Raw genomic sequence first — 20,684 nt, 5'->3', positions numbered from 1 at the left:
GCATTGCCGAGCCTGTTGGCTATCGTCGCCGGCGAATCCGGCGGGACCCGTCGTTAGGACCAAAGCTTCGTCTTGACCCAACCGCTGGTGATCTCCATCGACGCCATGGGCGGTGACCACGGACCGCCCGTGGTCATTCCGGCCCTCGTGCGCGCCGCCCAGGCGCTGCCCCCTGACGTCCGCTTCCTGCTGCACGGCGACGAGGCCGTCCTGACCCGTGGCTTGTCGCGCCACGCCGAGGCCCGCGCCCGCGTCGAGATCCGCCACACCGACAAGGTGGTGGCGATGGACGAAAAGCCCGCCCAGGCGCTGCGCCGCGGCAAAGGCTCCTCCATGTGGAACGCCGTGGAGGCGGTGCGCGAGGGCGAGGCCGTCGCCGCCGTTTCGGCTGGCAACACCGGCGCCCTGATGGCGATCTCCAGGTTGATCCTGCGGATGATCGGCGAATTGGAACGGCCCGCCCTGGTGGCCAGCATCCCGACGCCGCGCGGTATCACCACCTTCCTCGACGTGGGCGCGAACATCGACTGCGACGCCGCCCGCCTGGTGGAATTCGCGATCATGGGCGAGGCCTACCACCGCGCCGCCTACGGGACCGCCAAGCCCACCGTCGGCCTGTTGAACGTCGGGGCCGAGGAGATGAAGGGCCACGAGGAGGTCCGCGAGGCAGGCCGCATCCTGCGCGAGGGCAAGATCGATCTTGCCTACCATGGCTTCGTCGAGGGCTACGACATCACCGGCGGCGCGGTGGATGTGATCGTCACCGACGGCTTCACCGGCAATGTAGCCATGAAGGCCATGGAGGGCGCGGCGAAATTCATGGGCGCCGAGCTGATCGGCGCGCTTACCGGCGGCCTGATGACCACCCTGGGCGCCGTTTTGGCCCGATCCGCGCTGCGGAAGTTCCGCGATCGGATCAGCCCGCCGCCCGCGGCCCCGTTCCTGGGCCTGAACGGTATCGTGCTGAAGAGCCATGGCGGTGCCAGCGCCCGCGATTTCGCCCAGGCGATCCGTTTGGCCGTCGATCTGGCGCACAGCGGCTTCTCTGCGGAGATCGAAAGGAATATGAGACGGCTCCCCGACGCGCTCGCCGAGCCGGCGTCGGACCCGGCGGGCAGTTCGCCGGAAGCTGCCGCCGCCGCGCAAGGAGCCACTGAGTGACGATGCTGCGTAGCGTGGTGACCGGCGTGGGCGGCTACCTGCCCGAACGCGTGGTGACCAACGACGATCTGTCGAAGTTCGTCGACACTTCCGACGAGTGGATCGTCGAGCGCACCGGCATCCGCCAGCGCCACCAGGTGCGCGACGACCAGCCGGTCTCCGACCTGGCGGTCGAGGCCGCCGCGCGCGCGCTCGCCGCGGCGGGCCGCACGCCCGACGAAGTCGACCTGATCATCGTGGCCACCACCACCGCGGACCTCACCTTCCCGGCGGTCGCGACCATCGTGCAGCGCAAGCTGGGCTGCCCGGTGGGCGTGGCCTTCGATGTCCAGGCGGTGTGCTCGGGCTTCGTCTATGCGCTGTCGGTGGCTGACGGCTTCGTGGCCCGCAACCGCTCCAAGGTCGCCCTGGTGATCGGGGCCGAGACCATGACCCGGCTGATGGACTGGACCGACCGCGGCACCTGCGTGCTGTTCGGCGACGGGGCCGGGGCGGTGGTGCTGGAGCCGCAGGAAGGGCAGGGGACCACCGCCGACCGCGGCCTCCTGGGCTTCGCGCTGCGCGCCGACGGCAACAAGCAGGAGCTGCTCTATGTGGACGGCGGCCCGTCCACCAACGGCCAGGTCGGCAAGCTGCGCATGCAGGGCAACCAGGTGTTCCGCCACGCGGTGGTGAACATTTCCGAGGCGATCACCTCGGCGGCGCGGGACGCCGGGATCGCGGTGGGCAGCGTCGACTGGTTCGTGCCGCACCAGGCGAACCTGCGCATCCTGCAGGGCGTCGCCAAGCGGGTCGGCATCGACGAATCGAAGGTCATCACCACGCTGGACCTGCACGCCAACACCTCGGCGGCCTCGATCCCGCTGGCGCTCGACCAGGGGGTGCGCGACGGGCGCGTGAAGCCGGGCCAGCTGCTGCTGCTGGAGGCCATGGGCGGGGGCCTCACCTGGGGCGCCTGCGTCCTTCGCCTCTAGCTGTTAAGCAAGCTCCGTAATCGGACGCTTGAAGTCTTTGACGGGATAAGACAATCAAGGCACGGTGACGCTGACGTGAGGGGAGCAGGCGATCCATGAAGGGCGCGACTGTGACACGGGCGGACCTGTGCGAGGCGGTCCACGAAGAGGTGGGCCTGACGCGCCAGGACTGCGGTGAATTGGTCGAACGCGTGCTGGAGCTGATGGCCGTCGCCCTGGAGAAGGGCGAGCAGGTCAAGCTCAGCGGCTTCGGCGTCTTCCAGGTGCGCGCCAAGCGCGCGCGCATGGGCCGCAATCCCAAGACCGGCGAGCCTGCCGCGATCGAGCCCCGCCGAGTGATCGGTTTCCGGGCTTCGCAGGTGATGAAGGCGCGGGTGGACCGCGCGCTGGCGCGATGAAGGCGCTCTGAGCGTGGCCAAGGGGCCGGAAGCCTTTCGGACCATCTCCGAAGCGGCGGACGAGCTTCACGTGCCGCAACACGTCCTGCGCTTCTGGGAAACCAAGTTCGCCTTCATCCGGCCGATGAAGCGCGCCGGCGGCCGCCGTTTCTACCGGCCCGCCGACATCGCCGTGCTGCGTGGCGTGCGCCATCTGCTGCACGACGAGGGCTACACCATCAAGGGCGTCCAGCGGCTGCACCGCGAGGAGGGCCTGCGCCGCCTGGTGACCGCCGGCGGCGGCGACGGCGGCGTCCCGGCGCCTTTCCCGGAGCCCGCCGCCAGCGGCGCCATGGCCGATCCGGGCGGCCTGCGCGACGCCCTGGCCGCCGCGGAGGCGGCCAAGGCGCGGCTGGACGCCCTGCTGAAGGGCTAGCGCCCGGCTTTAGGTGTCGTCGTGGCGCAGGGTGAGCTCGCCGATGCCGGCGGCCACGTCGAGACCCCGGTTCCCTTCGACGCTGACGGGTTGCAGGGTGATGCTGCGGTCGAAGCCGCCCACCAGGACGTGGGCGCCGACGCCATAGCCGGCGGTGGCCGAGGCGGTCACGCCGCCGTAGTGGCCGGCGAGCGCGCCTTCACGCGGGCCGGACTCTGGGGCCAGCACCGCCCAGATCACCTTCGCGCCGGACTTGTAGCCCAGGTCGACGCCGATCTTGTTGATCGAGCCCTCGTAGCGCTCGGTGTCGCGGCCGTTGCTGAACACGCACTGCACATGGCGCGACGAGCCCAGCACCAGGCCCCAGCCGTGGGACTCGCTGCAGGTCAGCGTGCCGACCTTCACGGCGGCCATCGACTGGGAGGCGAATCCGAGCGACCCGGCCAGGGCGCCCAGCAGGATGAGACGTTTCATAAGGCAAACTCCATTGGGCGCGGTCGCCACAGCCCCAGGAGTAACCGGCCGCTCGCGGCCACAGCCGCAGGTCCGGGCAGAACGCCCCGAGGCTGACTGGGTTCACCGCTGGCGGTTCGGCGCTCGCCGGGTGTCGCCCATGCGCCACGCACCGCCCAAAGGCCCGTCCAGGCCGATCACCGCCCCGAAATCAGCGAATTGCGTGATTTTGCGATGGTCGGAGCGACAGGATTTGAACCTGCGACCCCTTGACCCCCAGTCAAGTGCGCTACCAGGCTGCGCTACGCTCCGACGCCTCGCGGCGAGCGCGCCTTATGGCGGCTGATCGGCCCCTCTGCAATCCGAAATCCGCAATCCCGGATTTCGCTCAGCCGCCCCGGTTCATCCAGCTGATCAGCGGCAGGATCGGCACGCCCCACAGCACGCCGGCCACCGCGAAGTAGGCGAACTGCCAGGGGCCGTGCTCGGGCACGAAGCGGGCGCCGCGCACCACCAGGCCCACGTAGAAGACCAGGAAGCCCAGGATGCCGAAGAGGCCGATCAGCTTGCGCAGGCGCGGGTGCATCGCCGTTGCATAGCCGCGCGGACCCGCCGCGGGAAGGGTGACTTGGCCCAGCCGTGGACGGGCGCCGCTTTCCGCGCTAGGCCGCGCCGATGACGTCCTTCCTCCGCGCCGACCGGTCCCGCGCCGTGGCCAGCTGGCTCCTGATCGTGGCGGCCCTGGTGCTGGGCATGGTGGTGCTGGGCGGGACCACGCGGCTCACCGGCTCGGGCCTGTCGATCACCCAGTGGAAGCCGCTCAGCGGCGTTCTGCCGCCGCTCTCCCAGGCCGACTGGAAGCAGGCCTTCGAGGGTTATCGCCAGATCCCGCAGTTCCGGCTGGTCAATCCGACCATGACCCTGGAGCAGTTCCGCTTCATCTACTGGTGGGAGTGGGCGCACCGTCTCCTGGCCCGGCTGCTGGGGGTGGTGTTCCTTATCCCCTTCGCCTGGTTCGCCATCCGCCGCCAACTGCCGCGCCGGCTGTGGTGGCAGTTCGCCGTCATCATCGGCCTCTGCGCGCTGGAGCCGATCGTGGGCTGGTGGATGGTGGCCAGCGGCCTGGCCGGGCGGGTCTATGTGGCGCCGGAGCGGCTGATGATCCACTTGGGCATCGCGGTGGCCCTGCTGGGCGCGCTGATCTGGACGGCGCTCGACGCCTGGGCCGGCCAGGCGCGGCAGACCCTGCCCAGCCCCTGGGGCTCGCGCGGCCTCTGGCTCATCGGCCTGATCTATTTCCAGATGCTGCTGGGCGCCCTGGTGGCCGGCAACCAGGCGGGGCTGGTCTACAACGACTGGCCGCTGTTCGCGGGCCATCTGTTCCCCAGCGACTACGCCGGCCCCGGCCTCTGGGCGACGCTGGCGCACAGCCAGGCGGCGGTGCAGCTGCACCACCGGCTGGTGGCCTATCTGCTGACGATCGTGGCCCTCGGCCTGGGGGGCGCGGCCTGGCGCTCGTCCTACCTGCCGCCGGCCTCGAAGGCGCTGGGCCTGGGGCTCGGCCTGCTCGTCCTCTTCCAGGCCGGCCTCGGCGTCGCCACCCTGATGGCCCGCGCGCCGGTCGGGCTCGGCGTCGCCCACCAGCTCACCGCCGCCTTGACCCTCAGCCTGGCCGTGACCTTCGCCTGGCGGGTGCGCCGGCTCTAGGGCGGCCTTACCGCGAATTCACTGGCGCTTGCGCCGGGGCATGGCAGAATTAGGCCATGGCGACGAAAACGGTCGGAATTGTCGGCTACGACGGCGTGAACGCCTTGGACCTCAGCGGTCCCCAGGAGGTCTTCGCCTCGGGCCAGGCGGTGACCGCCGGCGGCGCGCCGGCCTATGAGGTCATCGTGCTCAGCCCGGACGGGCGGCCGTTCCGCAGCCGCTCCGGCTTGCGGATCATGGCCGACGCCGCCCTGGCCGACGCACCGCCGCTGGACACCCTGGTGGTCGCCGGCGGCACCGGCATCCGCGCGCGCGAAGTTCTGGAGCCCATCGGCGCCTGGGTCGGCGAGCGGGCGGCCGGCGCCAGGCGCGTGGTCTCGGTCTGCACGGGCCTCTATGGCCTGGCCGAGAGCGGCCTGATGGACGGGCGGCGCGCCACCACCCATTGGCGCTACGCCGACGAGGTCCGGGCGCGCTACCCCGCCGTCCTGCTCGACCCGGACGCCATCTTCGTCCGCGACGGGATCTTCGCCACCTCGGCGGGCGTCACCGCCGGCATCGACCTGGCCCTGGCCCTGGTGGAGGAGGATCTCGGCCCCTCCGTGGCGCTGGCCATCGCCCGGATGCTGGTGGTCTATGTCCGCCGCTCCGGCGGCCAGCGGCAGTATTCCGAGCCGCTGCGCTTCCAGGCTCGCGCCGCCGGCCGGTTCGCCGACCTGGCCGCCTGGATCCCGGCGAACCTGGCCGGCGACCTGTCGATCGAGGCCCTGGCCGGCCGCGTGAACTGCAGCCCGCGCCACTTCGCGCGCCTGTTCAAGGACAGCTTCGGCGCGGCGCCGGGCGAATATGTCGAGGCCCTGCGCCTGGCCGAGGCGGCCGAGCGGCTCATAACCTCGACCCTGCCGGCCGACCGGATCGCCGCCTCCGTGGGCTATGCCTCCGGCGATGTGTTCCGTCGCGCCTTCGAACGCCGCTTCGGCGTGACGCCCAGCGCCTACCGCGCCCGCTTCACCAGCACCCCGCTCGCCGCCGAATAGTTGGCCGCTCGCTGCGAGGCCAATTTGCGAAAGGGCGAGTCCGGAAACGTCGGGAAGGCGTCATTGCGACGCTGTGCCGGCGCAAGCACAACCGCGCCAATCGGAAGGGGACGAGCCGTGAATTCCAATTCGCCCATCGGTCTAGCCGCACTCGGCGTCGCCATGGCCACCGTCACGATCGGAGCGGCCTCCAGCGCTCAGCCCCGACCACCCAAGTCCGTGAGCCCGATCGTCTACACCGCCGACGGAAGCTTGGTGTTTCCCAAGGACTATCGGACCTGGGTCTATGTCTCGACCGGATTCGACATGTCCTACGACAACAACGGCACGGGTATGGATGTGCCGATCTTCGACTCCGTTTTCGTCGATCCCGCCGCCTATGCCGCCTATCAGAAGACCGGGACCTGGCCCGACAAGACAATTTTCGTCCTGGAGACCCGGCAGGGGTCCCAGAAGGGCTCCATCAACAAGAGCGGCCGCTTCCAGACCGAGCTGCTGGGCCTGGAGGCGCACGTCAAGGATGTCTCGCGCTTCAAGAGCGGGTGGTCGTTCTTCGGCTATAACGCCAAGGGGCCTTCCAAGCCGACGCCGCAGAACTCCAACTGCAACGTCTGCCACGAGCAGCACGGAGCGGTGGACACCACCTTCGTGCAGTTTTACCCGACTCTCCTGCCGACGGCGAAGGCGATGAGGACCTTCAGCGCCGCCTATTTGGCGGAAGAGGCAAAAGACGGCGGCGATAAACGGCAATAGAGCGCGCCGCTCGCCGCGGAATTGGCGGCGTTCGCCGCGGATGGGTTGGTCGCCGACCAAAGTCCGGAAACGTCGGAAGCGGGTCATTGCGGCGCTCGCCGACGCACCGCACAAAGCGGTCAAGAGAAGGGGATAACCATGGATACTCGCGTCCGCGCCGGCGCCGCCGTACTGGCCATCGCCCTGACGTCCGGCCTCGTGGCCGCGGCGGTTTCCCATGCCGCGCCCAAGCCGTCCGCCATCGCCTACACCGCCGACGGCAAGCTGCAGTATCCCAAGGACTACCGCACCTGGGTCTACCTCACGAGCGGCATGGACATGTCCTACACCGACGTCGCCGGCGTCGGCGATCGCCACCTGTTCGACAACGTCTTCGTCAACCGCGAGGCCTACGAGGCCTTCCAGAAGACCGGGACCTGGCCGGACAAGACCATCTTCATGCTGGAAGTCCGGATGGGCGAGGGCCGGGGCTCGATCAACAAGAAGGGCCAGTTCCAGACGGTGGTCGCGGGCCGCGAGGTCCATGTGAAGGACACCGCCCGCTTCAAGAGCGGCTGGGCCTTCTTCCCGTTCGGAAACAAGGAAGAGCCGTCCACCGCCCTGCCGCAGACCTCGGCCTGCAACACCTGCCACGAGCAGCACGGGGCGGTGGATACGACCTTCGTCCAGTTCTACCCCACCCTGATGCCCAAGGCGCAGGAGATGAAGACGCTGGCGGCCGCCTACCTGGCCGAGGAGTCCGCGAAGGCGGGTGACCGGTAATATAATACCGTACTGTAAATCTGCATAGTTTTCAATGATCTGATAGAAAACCCGGCGCGCGAGTTGACAAGCCGCGCTGCGGTCGGCATATGCGCCCGCTCACGTCGGAGCGCCCCGGGACCTTCCGGGAATTCGGGCCGCGCCGCCAGCTATACGGAACCCGAACCATGATGAAGACCACGGCTTCCCTGAAGCCCGCCGAGGTCGAGAAGAAGTGGATCGTGATCGACGCTGAGAACGCCGTGGTCGGCCGTCTCGCCTCGTTCATCGCCAACCGTCTTCGCGGCAAGCACCTGGCGACCTACACCCCGCACGTCGACTGCGGCGACTTCGTCGTGGTGATCAACGCCGACAAGGTGAAGTTCACCGGCAAGAAGCTGACCGACAAGGTCTACTACTGGCACACCGGCCACCCGGGCGGGGTCAAGGAACGCACCGCCGGCGCCGTGCTTGGCGGCCGCTTCCCCGAACGCGTGCTCGAGAAGGCCGTCGAGCGCATGCTGCCCAAGGAAAGCCCGTTGGCGCGCAAGCAGCTGACGCATCTGCGTATCTACAACAGCGCCGAGCATCCGCACGCCGCCCAGAACCCCGAGACCATCGCGTTCGCCGAGCTGAACGCCAAGAACGTGCGGAGCGCCTGAGAATGTCGGAAGCTGTCACGACCGAAGCCCCGGAAGCCGCCGAAGCCCCCAAGGCGACCGGCTTCGACGCCCTGAAGGGCCTGGGCACGCAGGAAGCCCCCGTCGTCCACGAACGCAAGGTGGACGCCCAGGGCCGCGCCTACGCCACCGGCAAGCGCAAGAACGCCATCGCCCGCGTCTGGGTGAAGCCCGGCAAGGGCAAGATCACCATCAACGGCCGCGACCAGGAGGTCTACTTCGCCCGCCCGGTGCTGCGCATGATGATCGCCCAGCCGTTCGAGCTCAGCGACCGCGCGGGCCAGTTCGACGTCGAGGTGTCGGTGCAGGGCTCGGGCCTCTCCGGCCAGGCCGGCGCGATCCGCCACGGCATCTCCAAGGCCCTGACCTACTATGAGCCGGAGCTGCGCGCGGTGCTGAAGCCGCACGGCCTGCTCACCCGCGACAGCCGCGTGGTCGAGCGGAAGAAGTACGGCAAGGCCAAGGCCCGACGCAGCTTCCAGTTCTCGAAGCGCTAAAGCCGCGCGGCGACAATCCGCGTTTGCGAAGGGCGCTTCGGGCAACCGAGGCGCCCTTTCTCTTTTGGACCTGCTCTTTCTGGATTTCGATCATGGCCCACACAGTCTTCATCGACGGCGAATCCGGCACCACCGGCCTGCAGATCCGCGAGCGGCTGGCCTCACGTGGCGACCTGCAAATCCTCTCCATCGACCCCGCCCGGCGCCGCGACGCCGATGCGCGGGCCGAACTGCTGAACGCCGCCGACGCGGTGGTGCTGTGCCTGCCGGACGATGCGGCGCGCGAGGCGGTCTCGCTGATCACCTCCAACAGCGTCAGGGTGGTCGACGCCTCGACCGCCCACCGGGTCGCCCCGGGCTGGGCCTACGGTTTCGCCGAGATGGCCAAGGACCAGCGCGCCGCCATCGCCGGCTCGACCCGGGTCGCCAACCCGGGCTGCTATCCCACCGGCTTCATCGGCCTGGTGCGGCCGCTGGTCGAGGCCGGCCTGATCCCGCCGGACGCCCCGCTCAGCGTCAACGCCATCTCCGGCTATTCCGGCGGCGGCAAGGGGCTGATCGCCGAGTTCGAGACCCAGCCCGCGCCCACCGGCACGCACGACGTTTTCCGCCCCTACGGCCTCAGCCTGGCGCACAAGCACCTGCCGGAGATGGCCGCCCACACCGGCCTCAGCCACGCGCCGGTGTTCGCCCCCTCGGTGGGCCGCTTCGCCCAGGGGATGATCGTCGAGGTGCCTCTCCAACTGTGGGCCCTGCCGGGCAAGCCGTCGCCCGGCGACCTGCATGTGGCGCTGGAGGCCTTCTACATGGGCGAGCGCTTCGTGGAGGTGGCCGGCGGCGCCGAATGCGCCGAGCTGCAGGCGACCCGCGCCGGAGCCGGCGGCTATGTGGCGGCCCTCGACCCGGAGGCCCTGAACGGCACCAACCGCATGCGGCTCTACGTCTTCGGCTCGGCCGACGGCGGCCAGGCGCGGCTGGTCGCCCAGCTCGACAACCTGGGGAAGGGCGCCTCGGGCGCGGCGGTCCAGAACCTCAACCTGATGCTGGGCCTTGAGGAAGACGCGGGGCTCTAGCTTGCGCCTCGGCGCCGAGCCGGCTTAGGTCGCGCCATGAGACCGTTCCTCGGCGCGATCGCCGCCGCCATGCTCGCCGCCTCCGCCTCGGCCCAGACGCCGCCTGTGCCTGTGCCCGCGCCTGGCCCTAGGCCCGCGCCGGCGCCGCCGGCCGAACCCGCCTACGCCTATCCCGTCGAGAGCCACTTCGGCCTCTTCGCGACCGCGGCCGGCAAGTCCGCGTTCAAGGAGACCGACGCCGTCCCCAACACGCCGGGCCAGCAGTATGGCTGGTTCGTCAAGCTCAACACCAACCAGCCCACCGTGCATGTGCGCGAGGAGATCGAGCTCCCGGCGCCGGCGACCACCTGGAACAACAACGGCCCGCTGCCGCCCGGCATGACCGTGGCCGCCGACCGCCGCTCGGCGGTCTTCGAGCGCGATATCCCGGTGAGGAGCGGCCTGATCCTCAACATCTGGACCGTGGCCGCGGGCGATCCGCTGGGCGACTATGTGATCAAGGTCACCTTCGCGGGGCAGCTGCGGCAGTTCAACTTCGCCATCCACTGAGATGCGCCTGCGGCTCGCCACGCCCGCCGACGCCGAAGCGATCGGCGCGCTGCATCGCCACACCATGCGCGTCTCCCTGCCGTTCCTGCCGCAGCTGCACACCCTGGCGGAGGTGATCGACTACGCCGGCCGCGAGATCCTGCCGAACAACACCGTCTGGGTGGCGGAAGCCGACGATCGGATCGCCGGCTACATCGCCTTCGCCCCCGGCTGGATCAACCAGCTCTACGTCCTGCCCGAGCACCAGGGCGCGGGCCTGGGGCCGGCCCTGCTGGCCAAGGCGCTGGCCGACCGGCAGCCGAGGCGCCTGTGGACCTTCCAGAAGAACGCCCGCGCCCGGCGGTTCTATGAGGCCAGGGGTTTCGTGCTCATCGAACTCACCGACGGGTCGGGCAACGAGGAGCGCGAGCCTGACGCCCTCTACGGGTGGCGTCCGCCCGTCTGATATATCCCAGTGTGACATTCCTGAAATTCGAACAGGGCTTGTAACTTTCGCCCGAAGGAGTGCGTAATCCAGTCATGAGCACGCTGTTTCTGTCCCGCCGTGGGGTCCTGATGGCCACGGCTCTCGCCGTCCCAGCCCTTGGGGCGATCGCGCCGGGTCTCGCGCATGGCGCGGCGGATCCCTACGCCAACTCGCCGTTCCGCAAGATCAATGACGCCGAGTGGCGGGTGCGCCTGCTGCCGGCCTCCTATGACGTCCTGCGCCACGAGGGCACCGAGCCGCCCGGCAGCGACCGCGTGATGCTCAACGAGCACCGCAAGGGGACGTTCGCCTGCATCGGCTGCGGCCTGCCGCTGTTCAAGTCGGAGTGGAAGTTCGAGAGCGGCACCGGCTGGCCCAGCTTCTACACGGCCATCCCGGGCGCCTTCATCAAGAAGACCGACCTGGCGATCGGCGTGCCGCGCACCGAATACCACTGCGCCCAGTGCCTGGGTCACCATGGCCACGTCTTCCCCGACGGGCCCAAGCCCACCGGCCTGCGCTACTGCAACAACGGCGTCGCCCTGAAGTTCATCCCCGCCTAGGGCGAGGCCGTCAGGTCGACGTCTTCGCGTGCGGCGGCTTGGGGGCTTTCGGCGGAGCGGGCGGCTCCGGCGGCGTCGGTGGCGTCGGGCCGCCGTCCTGCTGGTGGATCGAGCCGGAGCCCGAGACATTGCTCTCCATCCGCATCGGGCGGGTGAGCAGGTTGACGTCGCCCGATCCCGAAATGTCGATGTTGACCGAGCCGGTGGGCGCGAGGGTCGCCTGGCCGGAACCCTCCATGCTCACGTCGGCGTCGCCGAGCTTCAGGCCCGACAGGTCCGAGGCGCCGGAGCCGGTGACGTCGAGGCCCAGGCTCTTGGCCTCGCCCTTGACGGTCACCTCGGCGTCGCCGGAGATGTCCAGCGCCAGCTTGTCCTGCCGGTAGCCGTCGATGGACAGCCGGCCGGAGCCGTCGATGTTGAAGCGGCTCACCGACGGCGCGGTCATGGCGATCACCAGGTCGCCGTCCGAATAGTGGCGATGGCCGTGGGCGAAGCGCAGGTGGCCGTCCTCGATCACCAGGTCGTTCACGACGCGCTGCGGGCCGTTGATGGTCAGCTTCCCGGTCCCGGGGGCCTGGGTGTAGGTGACCTCGGCCGGGATTTCGATGTCCAGGCTGTCGCCGCCGGTCCAGACCATCTCGCGGGTCGCCTGGGCGCCGTCGCCGTGGCCATGGCTGTCGTAGTCGTCGTCGAAGGTCCAGCCGAAATGGCGGTCGCTGAGGTTCCAGACGCCGTCGGTGAAGAGGTCCGGCCCGCCGATGGCGAGCGCGCTGGACAGGGTGACCACCGAGACCAGGAAGCCGGCCACGGCGATCATGACAAGCACGCGGATCATCTCAGGCGACTCCCACGGATTGCGGTTCGAGGGCCGGCTTCAGCAGCCGGTAGTGAAGGCGGCCGTACCAGGCCAGGGCGTTGACCAGGCCGATGGTGACGATGGCCAGCATCGCGCCGCCCGACGCCGCGCCGGCCATCAGGCCGACGCCGGCCAGGATCGAGGCGGCCGGGCCGCCGGGAAAGTGGTTGAACGGGCCGGTGGCGAACACCACGCCGCCGGCGAAGAAGATCGCCATCACCCCGCAGACCAGGCCGAAGATGGTCGCGCCGACCCCCATCAGGATCGGCAGCAGGATCAGGATGTCCAGCGCGCCCAGGCCCAGGACCGCGAAGATCGCCGAGGCGCCGGCCGAGGGGCTGCGCTCTTCCTCCCAGCGCTTCAGGCCGATCTCGGCGCGCAGCTCGCGCGCCAGCCGGCCGGGGTCGCCCAGGCCCGCGGCTACGTCGGCCTCGCTGCGGCCCGCCGCGGCGCCTTCGTTGAAATGGTTCTCATAGTCCGCGACGATATCGGCCTGGATATGCGGGGGCAGGCCGCGAAGGCCTTCCCTGAGCCGGGTCATGAACGCCAGACGGGTCATTTCACCCCTCCAAGAATGGATTCCACCGCCCCGGAGAACGAGCTCCAGGCGGATTTCTGCGCGGCGAGGCTGGCCTTGCCGGCCGCGGTCAGCCGGTAGTATTTGCGCGGCGGCCCCGACGAGCTCTCGACCAGATAGGTCTCGACCAGGCGGTCGATCTGCAGCCGGCGCATCAGCGGATAGATCGTGCCTTCGCCCATGCCGATGGAATCGGCGAGCTGGCTGGCGATCTCATAGGCGTAGCTGTCGTGCTTCTGGAGGAGGGCGAGCACGCAAAGCTCGAGCGCCCCCTTCTTCAGCTGGATTTCGATGGCTTCGGGCACGGCGGCCTCCCTTGCAGCCCGGAACCTATGGCAAGGTACTGAGCGGTGCAAGGTAGCTTGCATTAAACCTTAGTAACGTAACATCGCGCCTGTGAGCGCCGGCCTTAGCTGCGCACCTTCACATATTCGCCCGGCGCGTCGCCCAGCGGTTTCAGCTTGCCCTTGGCGGGGTCGCGGGCGGGAATCTGCTTGCCGGAACGGGCCTTCAGCCATTCGATCCAGTGCGGCCACCAGGAACCGGGCGTCTCCGTGGCCCCGGCCTGCCATTCCTGCAGCGTGTCGGGTAGGGCCGCGTTGCTCCAGTACTGATACTTCTGGGCGGCCGGGGCGTTGATCACCCCGGCGATGTGGCCCGAGCCCGCCAGGGTATAGGTCACCGGCCCGCCGAACAGCTTGGCGCCGCGATAGACCGAGCGGGCCGGCGCGATGTGGTCTTCCTTCGACGACTGGACGTAGACCGGCGTCTTCACCTTGCCGAGGTCCAGCTTCACCCCGTCCAGCACCAGTTCGCCCTTGGCCATGGCGTTGTCGCCGTAGAAGCGGCGCAGGTAGAACAGGTGGAGCGTCCGGGGCATCCGCGTCTGGTCGGAGTTCCAGAACAGCAGGTCGAAGGGCTTCGGCTCCTTGCCCAGCAGGTAGTTGTTCACGAAGAACGACCAGATCAGGTCGTTGGCGCGCAGCGAGTTGAAGGTGTCGGCCATGGCCTGGCCGCTCAACACCCCGCCGCCCTGGTCCATCTTCTGCTCGAGGTCCTTCAGCCAGTCCTCGTTGGTGAACAGCAACAGGTCGCCGGCCTCGGCGAAGTCCTGCTGGGCGGCGAAGAAGGTGGCCGAGGCGATCCGCTTGTCGCCCTTGGCGGCCATGTGGGCCAGGGTGGCCGACAGCAGGGTGCCGCCGATGCAATAGCCCACGGTGTTGACCTGCGCGGTCCCGCACTGGTCCATCGCCGCCTGCGTCCCGGCATAGATGCCCTCGCGCATATAGTCCTCGAAGGTGCGGCCGGAGAGTTCGGGCGTCGGGTTGACCCACGAGGCCACGAAGACCGTGATCCCCTGGGCGGTCAGCCAGCGGATCATCGAGTTCTCGGGACGCAGGTCGAGGATGTAAAACTTGTTGATCCACGGCGGGAAGATCACCAGCGGGATCTCGCAGACGCTCTCCGTCGTCGGAGAAAACTGCAGCAATTCGATGATTTCGTTTCGGAAGACGACCTTGCCCGGCGCCGTGGCGACGTTCTCGCCGATCCGGAACATCTCATAATCGGTCTGGGCGATCGACAGCTGGCCGCCGCCGCGCTCCAGGTCGGCGGCGAAGTTCTCCATGCCCTTCACCAGGCTCTCGCCGCCGGTGGCCATCACCTCGCGCAGCGCCGCGGGGTTCGAGGCCAGGAAGTTGGAGGGCGAGAAGGCGTCGGTGAGCATCTTCATGAAGAACTCGACCCGGCGCTTGGTCATCGGAGCCACGTCGTCGACCTCGGCCACCAGCCCGTTCATCCAGTTGGCGGTGAGCAGGTAGGACTGCTTCATCACGTCGAACACCGGATTGTCCGACCAGTCGGGGTCGGCGAAGCGCTTGTCGCCCTTGGCCGGCTGGGCCACCGGGTCGGGCGTCTCGCCGCTCATGCGCCGCGCGGTCGCCTGCCACAGGTCGAGGTAGCGGGCGAACAGGTCGGCCTGGGCGCGCATCAGCCGGTCCGGCTGGGCGGCCAGGCGGCCCATCACCTCGGTCAGCGCCGGGGCGACGTGGAACGGGTCGGGCGACAGCGCCGCGGGGCGGTCGGCCTGGCGCAGCGCCATCTCGGCGATCGCGCCCTGGGCGGTCAGCGCCGCGCGCGCCAGGTTCAGGGACAGGGTCTCGACCACCTGGCGCTGTTCGGCGGTGAGGGCGGCGGCCGCGGCGGCGGGACGGGCGAAGCTCGGCGCCTCGCGCGGCGGGGTGGCGGATGTGGCGGCGGATGCAGCGGCGGAAGCAACCTTCGATTCGGCTCGCGATTCCGGCTTCGCGTCCGGCGCGCGCGCGCCGTCGGTCTTGGACTTGCCGTTGGCCTTGCCGCCCTTGGCCGCCTTGCCCTTGGCGCCTTTGGCCGCCTTGCCCGCCTTACCCTTGCCCGTCTTGGCGGCGGTCTTGGACGCGGCGGTGTGCTCGCTCATCGGATCGTCCTCCCGGCGGCGAAAGCGCGCGCGCCCTTTCGCCGATCTCGATCATCGCATAAACCGGACCGGAAAATGCCACGCCGGTCGAGCCCTTTTGTGAATGTCCGTCGCGGCCTTGCGGCTGCGGGCGTGTCGCTGTTTGGCGTCTTAAGCGGCTGCGTCACCGCCCCGTTCCATGACGCCAAGGTCGATCCGCGCTCGCCGATCGCCGCCGAGGTGGCCAAGACCGTCAACCCCGACGCGCCCTATCCGACCTTCGCGACCTTCCCGGCCAAGCCCAAGGACCTGCGGCCCGCCCGCCAGTACGGCCGCGCCGCCGCCGCCGTGGAATCCGAGGCGGCCAAGATCATCAAGGCGACCAGCGAGGAAAGCTGGACGCTGACCGACGCCGAGGGCTTCGCCGCCCAGGCCCGCGCCGAGGCCGGTCCCGCCGCGCCGGCGGCGATTCCCGGGGACGCCGAGGCCTTCGCCAAGCAGCAGAAGGCCCGAGCTAACCCGCCCTCGCCGGTGAAGCGCGACTAGGCGCCGATCCGCGAGGGCCGAACTTTTCATCGAACCATGGCTTGGCTGGCTCCCGCCCGGAGTCTATCCATGCCCGCCTTCACTAAAGAGAGAAGCCGCACGGGCATTTCGCGGCGCAAGACTTTCGCCATGACCCCCGAATTCCACCGCATCCGCCGTCTGCCTCCCTACGTGCTGGAGGAGGTCAACCGCATCAAGGCGCGCCTGCGCGCCCAGGGCGTCGACATCATCGACTTCGGCATGGGCAATCCCGACATGCCGACCCCCAAGCACATCGTCGACAAGCTGGTCGAGACCGCCCGCGACCCCAAGTCCGGGCGCTATTCCGCCTCCAAGGGCATCGTGGGCCTCAGGCGCGCCATGGCCGGCTACTACGACCGGCGCTTCGGCGTGAAGCTGGACCCCGATAGCGAAGTGATCGCCACCCTGGGCTCCAAGGAGGGCTTCGCCAACCTCGCCCAGGCGCTGACCGCGCCCGGCGACGTCATCGTCTGCCCGAACCCGGCCTATCCGATCCACGCCTACGGGTTCATCATGGCCGGCGGGGTGATCCGCCACGTGCCGGCGCTGACGCCCGCCGACTACCTCTCCAGCATCAGCCGGGCGGTGAAGCACTCGGCGCCGCCGCCGACCGTGCTGATTCTTTCCTACCCGTCCAACCCGACCGCCCAGTGCGTCGACCTGGACTTCTACAAGGACGCCATTGCGCTCGCGAAGAAGCACGAGATGCTGGTGATCAGCGACATCGCCTATTCGGAGATCTACTTCGACGGCAATCCGCCGCCCTCGGTGCTGCAGGTCGAAGGCGCCCGCGACATCGCCGTGGAGGTCAATTCGCTGTCCAAGACCTACGCCATGGCCGGCTGGCGGGTGGGCATGGTGGTCGGCAACGCGCGCATCTGCTCGGCGCTGGCGCGGGTGAAGTCCTACCTCGACTACGGCGCCTACACCCCCATCCAGGTGGCCGCCGCGGCGGCGCTGAACGGGCCGCAGGACTGCGTCGAGGAGATCCGCGGCATCTACAAGGCCCGCCGCGACGTGCTGGTGGATTCGATGCGCCGCGCCGGCTGGGAGATCCCGTCGCCCGACGCTTCGATGTTCGCCTGGGCCCCGGTGCCCGAGCGGTTCAGGGAGGCCGGCTCGCTGCTGTTCTCCAAGCTGCTGATCGAGGAGGCCGGCGTCGCCGTCGCCCCCGGCGTCGGCTTCGGCGAATATGGCGAGGGCTATGTGCGCGTGGGCCTGGTCGAGAACGAGCACCGCATCCGCCAGGCCGCCCGCAACGTGAAGAAGTTCCTCAGCCAGGCCGACGACATCCTCGCCCGGGCCCACAACACCCTGGCGGCGCAATAGGATGGCGGATCGGAAAACCTGGCGCATCGGGGTCGCGGGCCTCGGCACCGTGGGCGCGGGGCTTCTCAGCTTCCTCTCGGAGCACCCGGATTTCGCCCCGGCCGGCGGCAAGGCGGTCGTGACCGGCGTCAGCGCCCGCTCGCGCTCGCGCCCGCGGCCGTTCGACATCGCGGGCCTGCCCTGGTTCGACGATCCGGTGGCGCTGGCCCATTCGCCCGAGACCGATGTCTTCGTCGAGCTGATCGGCGGCTCCGACGGCCCGGCCAAGGCCGCGGTCGAGGCGGCGCTTTCCGCCGGCAAGCCGGTGGTCACCGCCAACAAGGCGCTGATCGCCGAGCACGGGGCCGAACTCGCCGCGCTGGCCGAGGCCAAGGGCGCGCCGCTGGTCTTCGAGGCCGCGGTGATGGGCGGCACCCCGGCGGTCAAGATGGTCCGCGAAGCCCTGGTCGGCGACGAGATCGCCTCGGTGGCCGGCATCCTGAACGGCACCTGCAACTATATTCTGACCGAGATGGAGGCCACCGGCCGCGCCTTCGCCGAGGTGCTGGCCGAGGCCCAGCGGCTGGGCTACGCCGAGGCTGACCCCACCATGGACGTCGGCGGCTTCGACGCCGCCCACAAGATCTCCATCCTGGCCGCGCTCGCCTTCGGCTGCGCGCCCAACTACGCCGCCGCCGAGATCGAGGGCATCGCCGGCGTCGAGCTGCTCGATATCTCGCTCGCCCGCGACCTGGGCTACCGGATCAAGCTGGTGGCCTCGGCCGACCGCTCACCGGACGGGGTGCTGGTGCGCGTCCACCCCTCGCTCGCGCCGCTGAACCATCCCCTGGCCCAGGCGGGCGGGGCGCTGAACGCCCTGTTCATCGAGGGCCGCCGTATCGGGCGCATCTTCGTCCAGGGCCCGGGCGCGGGCGCGGGACCCACCGCCGCGGCGGTCGCCGCCGACATCGCCGACGTCATGACCGCCGCCGTCCGCCCGGTCTTCCAGGCGCCGGCCGCGACCCTGAAGCCGTTCACCCCGGTCGACCCGTCCAAATCCATTGGCCGCGCCTACCTGCGCCTGTCGGTGAAGGACGAGCCGGGCGTCATCGCCGCGGTGTCCGAGACCCTGGCCGGGGCTGGCGTCTCCATCGAGAGCTTCCTGCAGAAGCCGGTCGAAAACGCCTCCGGAGTGCCCATCGTGCTGACCACCCACGCGGTGGCCGAATCCGTGCTCACTGCCGCTATCGAGCGCATCGCCGCCCTTCCGGCTGTGCTCGACCGCCCGAGGCTGCTACGCATCGCCAAAATCTAGTCGAGAACAGTTGGGAACGCCCGAAAGATGAGCTCCGAAACCCTGGATCGCAGCCTAGTGCTGGACGCGGTCCGCGTCACCGAAGCCGCCGCCATCGCCGCCTGGAAGATGGTCGGCCGCGGCGACGAGAAGGCCGCCGACCAGGCCGCCGTCGACGCCATGCGCACCGCCCTGAACGAGCTGGAGCTGGACGGCGAGATCGTCATCGGCGAGGGCGAGCGCGACGAGGCGCCGATGCTCTACATCGGCGAAAAGGTCGGCAAACCCTCCGGCAAGCACAAGGTCGACATCGCGCTCGACCCGCTGGAGGGCACCACGCTCACCGCCAAGGCCATGGCCAATGCCCTGGCGGTGATGGCCTGGGCGCCCAAGGGCACCATGCTGAACGCGCCCGACACCTACATGGACAAGATCGCCTGCGGCCCGGGCTATCCCAAGGGCGTCATCGACCTCGACAAGTCGCCCGCCGACAACGTCAAGGCCATCGCCAAGGCCAAGGGCGTGGCACCCGACCAGGTCACCGTCTGCGTGCTGGATCGCCCGCGCCACGCCGACATCATCGCCAGCCTCCGCTCGGTTGGCTGCCGCGTCCACCTGATCACCGACGGCGACGTGGCCGGCGTGATGAACACCGCCGATCCCTCGACCGGCGTCGACCTCTATGTGGGGCAGGGCGGGGCGCCCGAGGGCGTGCTGGCCTGCGCGGCGCTGAAGTGCGTCGGCGGCCAGTTCCAGGGCCGCCTGGTGTTCCGCAACGCCGATGAACGGGCGCGTGCGGCCCGCGTGGGCATCACCGACCTCGACCGCAAGTACGACCTGCACGAGATGGTCCGCGCCGACGCCATCTTCGCCGCCACCGGCGTCACCGACGGCGCGCTGCTGGACGGAGTGAAGCTGGAAGGCGGCTTCGTCCACACCCACACCCTGGTGCTAAACTCCGCCACGCGCACGGCCCGCGAAGTGCGGATGAAGCGGGCGATGTAGGGCGGTCAAATCCTGGGGGAAGCATGACGGGCGCAAGGACGGGACTGATGTTGACGCGGCGGTGGGCGCTGGCGGCGCTGGCGGCCGGCGCCATGGCGATGGGCTCCGGCCTGGCGCGGGCGGCCGAGACGGTGCTGTTCATCGGCAACAGCTTCACCTATGGCGCCAACTCGCCGGTCTGGAAGTACCGCGGCGACAGCGTGACCGACCTGAATGGGGGCGGCGTCGGCGGGGTGCCGGCGCTGTTCAAGTTGTTCGCCAAGGAAGCCGGGCTCGACTACGCGGTCAGCCTCGAAACGGCGCCCGGCAGGGGCCTCGACTATCACCTGAAAGAGAAGATGCCGCTGGTCGACAAGGCCTGGGACCACGTGGTGATGCACGGCCTCAGCACGCTCGACGGCGCGAAGCCCGGCGATCCGGCTCTGCTGGTCGACACCGTGGGCCAGATGGCCAAGGCGCTGCACGCGCGCAATCCGAAGGTCGACATCCTCATCACCGCCACCTGGTCGCGCGCCGACCAAACCTATCCGGACAAGGGCCACTGGCACGGCCAGCCGATCGAGGCGATGGGGCGCGACGTCCGCAAGGCCTATGACGCGGCCGCGGCCGCCTCGCCCTATGTGCGCGGCGTGGCGCCGGTGGGCGATGCCTGGAACCGGGCCTTCGCGGTCGGGTTCGCCGATCCCAACCCCTACGACGGGATCTCGGCGGGCAAGGTCAACCTGTGGGCGTGGGACAGCTATCATGCGAGCGCCTACGGCTATTACCTCGAGGCGCTGGTGGTCTTCGGGCGGCTGACCGGCAAGGATCCCGCCTCGCTGGGCGCGCGCGAGACCGCGGCGCAGGAGCTCGGCATCTCACCGCCGCAGGCCAGCGCCCTGCAGCAGATCGCGCACGACGAAATCGCCGCCTACCACGGCAAATAGGCGACAACTTCCGAAGCAACGACAGCCAGGCGATCGCCCGCCGCTGTCCGGCGTCGGGCCGGGCCCTGGGGTTCCGGAGCCCGTGGGCTGGGCGGCGCGTTCGTTTCAGCTTGACTCCCGCCTCGATCTATGTTCTTGTTTTGTTCATGTCGGATGCAGCGGCGAGACGGGAGCGGCAGGACGCCGTGCTGGCGGAGCTTTCCGAGCTCGGCCTAAGCTTGGCGCGTGAGCTGCATGCCCGGGCCTTGGC

The 20,684-nt window shown here is 69.5% G+C and carries 25 protein-coding genes and 1 tRNA gene; 19 read left to right on the top strand and 7 right to left on the bottom strand.

The annotated features are described in order from the left end of the window. Positions 1-72: 72 nt before the first annotated feature. The 4 genes from plsX to VGL85_RS08395 all read left to right on the top strand — a co-directional run bounded on the left by plsX (position 73) and on the right by VGL85_RS08395 (position 2,948). Complete coding sequence (gene plsX, locus VGL85_RS08410) at positions 73-1,161, top strand: phosphate acyltransferase PlsX (RefSeq protein ID WP_331588004.1); 1,089 nt, start codon at positions 73-75, stop codon at positions 1,159-1,161. Beyond that, a complete protein-coding gene (locus VGL85_RS08405) occupies positions 1,158-2,135 on the top strand; it encodes a beta-ketoacyl-ACP synthase III (RefSeq protein WP_331588002.1) in 978 nt (325 codons plus the stop codon). Before plsX ends, VGL85_RS08405 begins: the two co-directional genes overlap by 4 nt. Positions 2,136-2,230: 95 nt before the next feature. Beyond that, entirely contained in the window at positions 2,231-2,533 is a 303-nt protein-coding gene (locus tag VGL85_RS08400) for an integration host factor subunit alpha (RefSeq protein ID WP_293365954.1), read from the top strand. A gap of 13 nt (positions 2,534-2,546) precedes the next feature. Next, complete coding sequence (locus VGL85_RS08395; RefSeq protein WP_331587996.1) at positions 2,547-2,948, top strand: MerR family transcriptional regulator; 402 nt, start codon at positions 2,547-2,549, stop codon at positions 2,946-2,948. 9 nt (positions 2,949-2,957) lie between these two features. Here the strand turns inward: VGL85_RS08395 and VGL85_RS08390 are convergent, their stop codons facing one another. The 3 genes from VGL85_RS08390 to VGL85_RS08380 all read right to left on the bottom strand — a co-directional run bounded on the left by VGL85_RS08390 (position 2,958) and on the right by VGL85_RS08380 (position 3,987). After that, positions 2,958-3,422: a DUF992 domain-containing protein gene (locus VGL85_RS08390; RefSeq protein ID WP_331587993.1), complete on the bottom strand. Its 465-nt coding sequence runs from the start codon at positions 3,420-3,422 to the stop codon at positions 2,958-2,960. Positions 3,423-3,636: 214 nt separating this feature from the next. Further along, positions 3,637-3,713 (bottom strand) — tRNA-Pro (locus VGL85_RS08385). 76 nt (positions 3,714-3,789) lie between these two features. Continuing rightward, positions 3,790-3,987, bottom strand: a complete 198-nt coding sequence (locus VGL85_RS08380; protein WP_331587990.1) for a DUF2842 domain-containing protein — start codon at positions 3,985-3,987, stop codon at positions 3,790-3,792. 89 nt (positions 3,988-4,076) lie between these two features. On the opposite strand from VGL85_RS08380, the gene VGL85_RS08375 reads away from it, so the two are divergent. From VGL85_RS08375 to msrB, 10 genes are all read left to right on the top strand, one after another. Continuing rightward, positions 4,077-5,108, top strand: coding sequence for a COX15/CtaA family protein (locus VGL85_RS08375; RefSeq protein ID WP_331587988.1), 1,032 nt, complete (start codon positions 4,077-4,079; stop codon positions 5,106-5,108). Between the two features lie 56 nt (positions 5,109-5,164). Then, entirely contained in the window at positions 5,165-6,145 is a 981-nt protein-coding gene (locus tag VGL85_RS08370) for a GlxA family transcriptional regulator (protein ID WP_331587986.1), read from the top strand. A gap of 117 nt (positions 6,146-6,262) precedes the next feature. Then, entirely contained in the window at positions 6,263-6,898 is a 636-nt protein-coding gene (locus VGL85_RS08365) for a cytochrome P460 family protein (protein WP_331587984.1), read from the top strand. A gap of 138 nt (positions 6,899-7,036) precedes the next feature. Then, positions 7,037-7,660, top strand: coding sequence for a cytochrome P460 family protein (locus tag VGL85_RS08360; protein WP_331587982.1), 624 nt, complete (start codon positions 7,037-7,039; stop codon positions 7,658-7,660). Positions 7,661-7,827: 167 nt separating this feature from the next. Continuing rightward, positions 7,828-8,301 carry a 50S ribosomal protein L13 gene (gene rplM, locus VGL85_RS08355; RefSeq protein ID WP_331587980.1) on the top strand — a complete coding sequence of 158 codons (474 nt, stop codon included), beginning with the start codon at positions 7,828-7,830 and terminating at the stop codon, positions 8,299-8,301. Between the two features lie 2 nt (positions 8,302-8,303). Continuing rightward, positions 8,304-8,816: a 30S ribosomal protein S9 gene (gene rpsI / locus VGL85_RS08350; RefSeq protein ID WP_331587978.1), complete on the top strand. Its 513-nt coding sequence runs from the start codon at positions 8,304-8,306 to the stop codon at positions 8,814-8,816. Between the two features lie 92 nt (positions 8,817-8,908). Next, the gene (gene argC, locus VGL85_RS08345) at positions 8,909-9,889 is read left to right on the top strand and encodes an N-acetyl-gamma-glutamyl-phosphate reductase (RefSeq protein WP_331587976.1); all 981 of its coding nucleotides are present in this window, start codon (positions 8,909-8,911) and stop codon (positions 9,887-9,889) included. Positions 9,890-9,925: 36 nt separating this feature from the next. After that, positions 9,926-10,438 carry a hypothetical protein gene (locus VGL85_RS08340; RefSeq protein ID WP_331587974.1) on the top strand — a complete coding sequence of 171 codons (513 nt, stop codon included), beginning with the start codon at positions 9,926-9,928 and terminating at the stop codon, positions 10,436-10,438. A gap of 1 nt (position 10,439) precedes the next feature. Next, the gene (locus tag VGL85_RS08335; protein ID WP_331587972.1) at positions 10,440-10,883 is read left to right on the top strand and encodes a GNAT family N-acetyltransferase; all 444 of its coding nucleotides are present in this window, start codon (positions 10,440-10,442) and stop codon (positions 10,881-10,883) included. A gap of 74 nt (positions 10,884-10,957) precedes the next feature. Further along, positions 10,958-11,467: a peptide-methionine (R)-S-oxide reductase MsrB gene (gene msrB, locus VGL85_RS08330; RefSeq protein WP_331587970.1), complete on the top strand. Its 510-nt coding sequence runs from the start codon at positions 10,958-10,960 to the stop codon at positions 11,465-11,467. Positions 11,468-11,477: 10 nt separating this feature from the next. Here the strand turns inward: msrB and VGL85_RS08325 are convergent, their stop codons facing one another. The 4 genes from VGL85_RS08325 to phaC form a co-directional block, all read right to left on the bottom strand. After that, positions 11,478-12,302 (bottom strand): GIN domain-containing protein, encoded by an 825-nt coding sequence (locus tag VGL85_RS08325; RefSeq protein WP_331587968.1) that lies wholly within the window; start codon positions 12,300-12,302, stop codon positions 11,478-11,480. A 1-nt stretch (position 12,303) separates the two neighbouring features. Then, on the bottom strand, positions 12,304-12,882 hold the full coding sequence (locus VGL85_RS08320) for a DUF1700 domain-containing protein (protein ID WP_331587966.1): 579 nt from the start codon (positions 12,880-12,882) through the stop codon (positions 12,304-12,306). Next, the gene (locus VGL85_RS08315; RefSeq protein WP_331587964.1) at positions 12,879-13,205 is read right to left on the bottom strand and encodes a PadR family transcriptional regulator; all 327 of its coding nucleotides are present in this window, start codon (positions 13,203-13,205) and stop codon (positions 12,879-12,881) included. Before VGL85_RS08315 ends, VGL85_RS08320 begins: the two co-directional genes overlap by 4 nt. A gap of 104 nt (positions 13,206-13,309) precedes the next feature. Then, a complete protein-coding gene (gene phaC, locus VGL85_RS08310) occupies positions 13,310-15,355 on the bottom strand; it encodes a class I poly(R)-hydroxyalkanoic acid synthase (protein WP_331587962.1) in 2,046 nt (681 codons plus the stop codon). A gap of 132 nt (positions 15,356-15,487) precedes the next feature. On the opposite strand from phaC, the gene VGL85_RS08305 reads away from it, so the two are divergent. The 5 genes from VGL85_RS08305 to VGL85_RS08285 all read left to right on the top strand — a co-directional run bounded on the left by VGL85_RS08305 (position 15,488) and on the right by VGL85_RS08285 (position 20,434). Further along, positions 15,488-15,880 (top strand): hypothetical protein, encoded by a 393-nt coding sequence (locus VGL85_RS08305; RefSeq protein ID WP_331587960.1) that lies wholly within the window; start codon positions 15,488-15,490, stop codon positions 15,878-15,880. Positions 15,881-16,009: 129 nt separating this feature from the next. Beyond that, positions 16,010-17,230, top strand: a complete 1,221-nt coding sequence (locus tag VGL85_RS08300) for an LL-diaminopimelate aminotransferase (protein ID WP_331587958.1) — start codon at positions 16,010-16,012, stop codon at positions 17,228-17,230. Position 17,231: 1 nt separating this feature from the next. Beyond that, positions 17,232-18,524: a homoserine dehydrogenase gene (locus VGL85_RS08295; RefSeq protein WP_331587956.1), complete on the top strand. Its 1,293-nt coding sequence runs from the start codon at positions 17,232-17,234 to the stop codon at positions 18,522-18,524. 27 nt (positions 18,525-18,551) lie between these two features. After that, positions 18,552-19,508, top strand: coding sequence for a class II fructose-bisphosphatase (gene glpX / locus VGL85_RS08290; RefSeq protein ID WP_331587954.1), 957 nt, complete (start codon positions 18,552-18,554; stop codon positions 19,506-19,508). Positions 19,509-19,555: 47 nt separating this feature from the next. After that, positions 19,556-20,434, top strand: coding sequence for an SGNH/GDSL hydrolase family protein (locus VGL85_RS08285; RefSeq protein WP_331587952.1), 879 nt, complete (start codon positions 19,556-19,558; stop codon positions 20,432-20,434). Positions 20,435-20,684 lie beyond the last annotated feature (250 nt).

It is taken from the genome of Phenylobacterium sp. (assembly GCF_036501465.1).
Taxonomy (GTDB): domain Bacteria; phylum Pseudomonadota; class Alphaproteobacteria; order Caulobacterales; family Caulobacteraceae; genus Phenylobacterium.
Note: the sequence above shows the minus strand (reverse complement) of the source record. Positions and strands in the feature narration are given on the sequence as shown.

Coding starts and splice junctions, on each gene's coding strand:
- VGL85_RS08325 (WP_331587968.1), bottom strand. CDS start 12,302: ATGATCCGCGTGCTTGTCATGATCGCCGTGGCCGGCTTCCTGGTCTCG.
- phaC (WP_331587962.1), bottom strand. CDS start 15,355: ATGAGCGAGCACACCGCCGCGTCCAAGACCGCCGCCAAGACGGGCAAG.
- VGL85_RS08375 (WP_331587988.1), top strand. CDS start 4,077: ATGACGTCCTTCCTCCGCGCCGACCGGTCCCGCGCCGTGGCCAGCTGG.
- VGL85_RS08380 (WP_331587990.1), bottom strand. CDS start 3,987: ATGCACCCGCGCCTGCGCAAGCTGATCGGCCTCTTCGGCATCCTGGGC.
- VGL85_RS08300 (WP_331587958.1), top strand. CDS start 16,010: ATGACCCCCGAATTCCACCGCATCCGCCGTCTGCCTCCCTACGTGCTG.
- VGL85_RS08295 (WP_331587956.1), top strand. CDS start 17,232: ATGGCGGATCGGAAAACCTGGCGCATCGGGGTCGCGGGCCTCGGCACC.
- rpsI (WP_331587978.1), top strand. CDS start 8,304: ATGTCGGAAGCTGTCACGACCGAAGCCCCGGAAGCCGCCGAAGCCCCC.
- VGL85_RS08285 (WP_331587952.1), top strand. CDS start 19,556: ATGTTGACGCGGCGGTGGGCGCTGGCGGCGCTGGCGGCCGGCGCCATG.
- rplM (WP_331587980.1), top strand. CDS start 7,828: ATGATGAAGACCACGGCTTCCCTGAAGCCCGCCGAGGTCGAGAAGAAG.
- msrB (WP_331587970.1), top strand. CDS start 10,958: ATGAGCACGCTGTTTCTGTCCCGCCGTGGGGTCCTGATGGCCACGGCT.
- VGL85_RS08370 (WP_331587986.1), top strand. CDS start 5,165: ATGGCGACGAAAACGGTCGGAATTGTCGGCTACGACGGCGTGAACGCC.
- glpX (WP_331587954.1), top strand. CDS start 18,552: ATGAGCTCCGAAACCCTGGATCGCAGCCTAGTGCTGGACGCGGTCCGC.
- VGL85_RS08340 (WP_331587974.1), top strand. CDS start 9,926: ATGAGACCGTTCCTCGGCGCGATCGCCGCCGCCATGCTCGCCGCCTCC.
- VGL85_RS08360 (WP_331587982.1), top strand. CDS start 7,037: ATGGATACTCGCGTCCGCGCCGGCGCCGCCGTACTGGCCATCGCCCTG.
- VGL85_RS08400 (WP_293365954.1), top strand. CDS start 2,231: ATGAAGGGCGCGACTGTGACACGGGCGGACCTGTGCGAGGCGGTCCAC.
- VGL85_RS08320 (WP_331587966.1), bottom strand. CDS start 12,882: ATGACCCGTCTGGCGTTCATGACCCGGCTCAGGGAAGGCCTTCGCGGC.
- argC (WP_331587976.1), top strand. CDS start 8,909: ATGGCCCACACAGTCTTCATCGACGGCGAATCCGGCACCACCGGCCTG.
- VGL85_RS08335 (WP_331587972.1), top strand. CDS start 10,440: ATGCGCCTGCGGCTCGCCACGCCCGCCGACGCCGAAGCGATCGGCGCG.
- VGL85_RS08390 (WP_331587993.1), bottom strand. CDS start 3,422: ATGAAACGTCTCATCCTGCTGGGCGCCCTGGCCGGGTCGCTCGGATTC.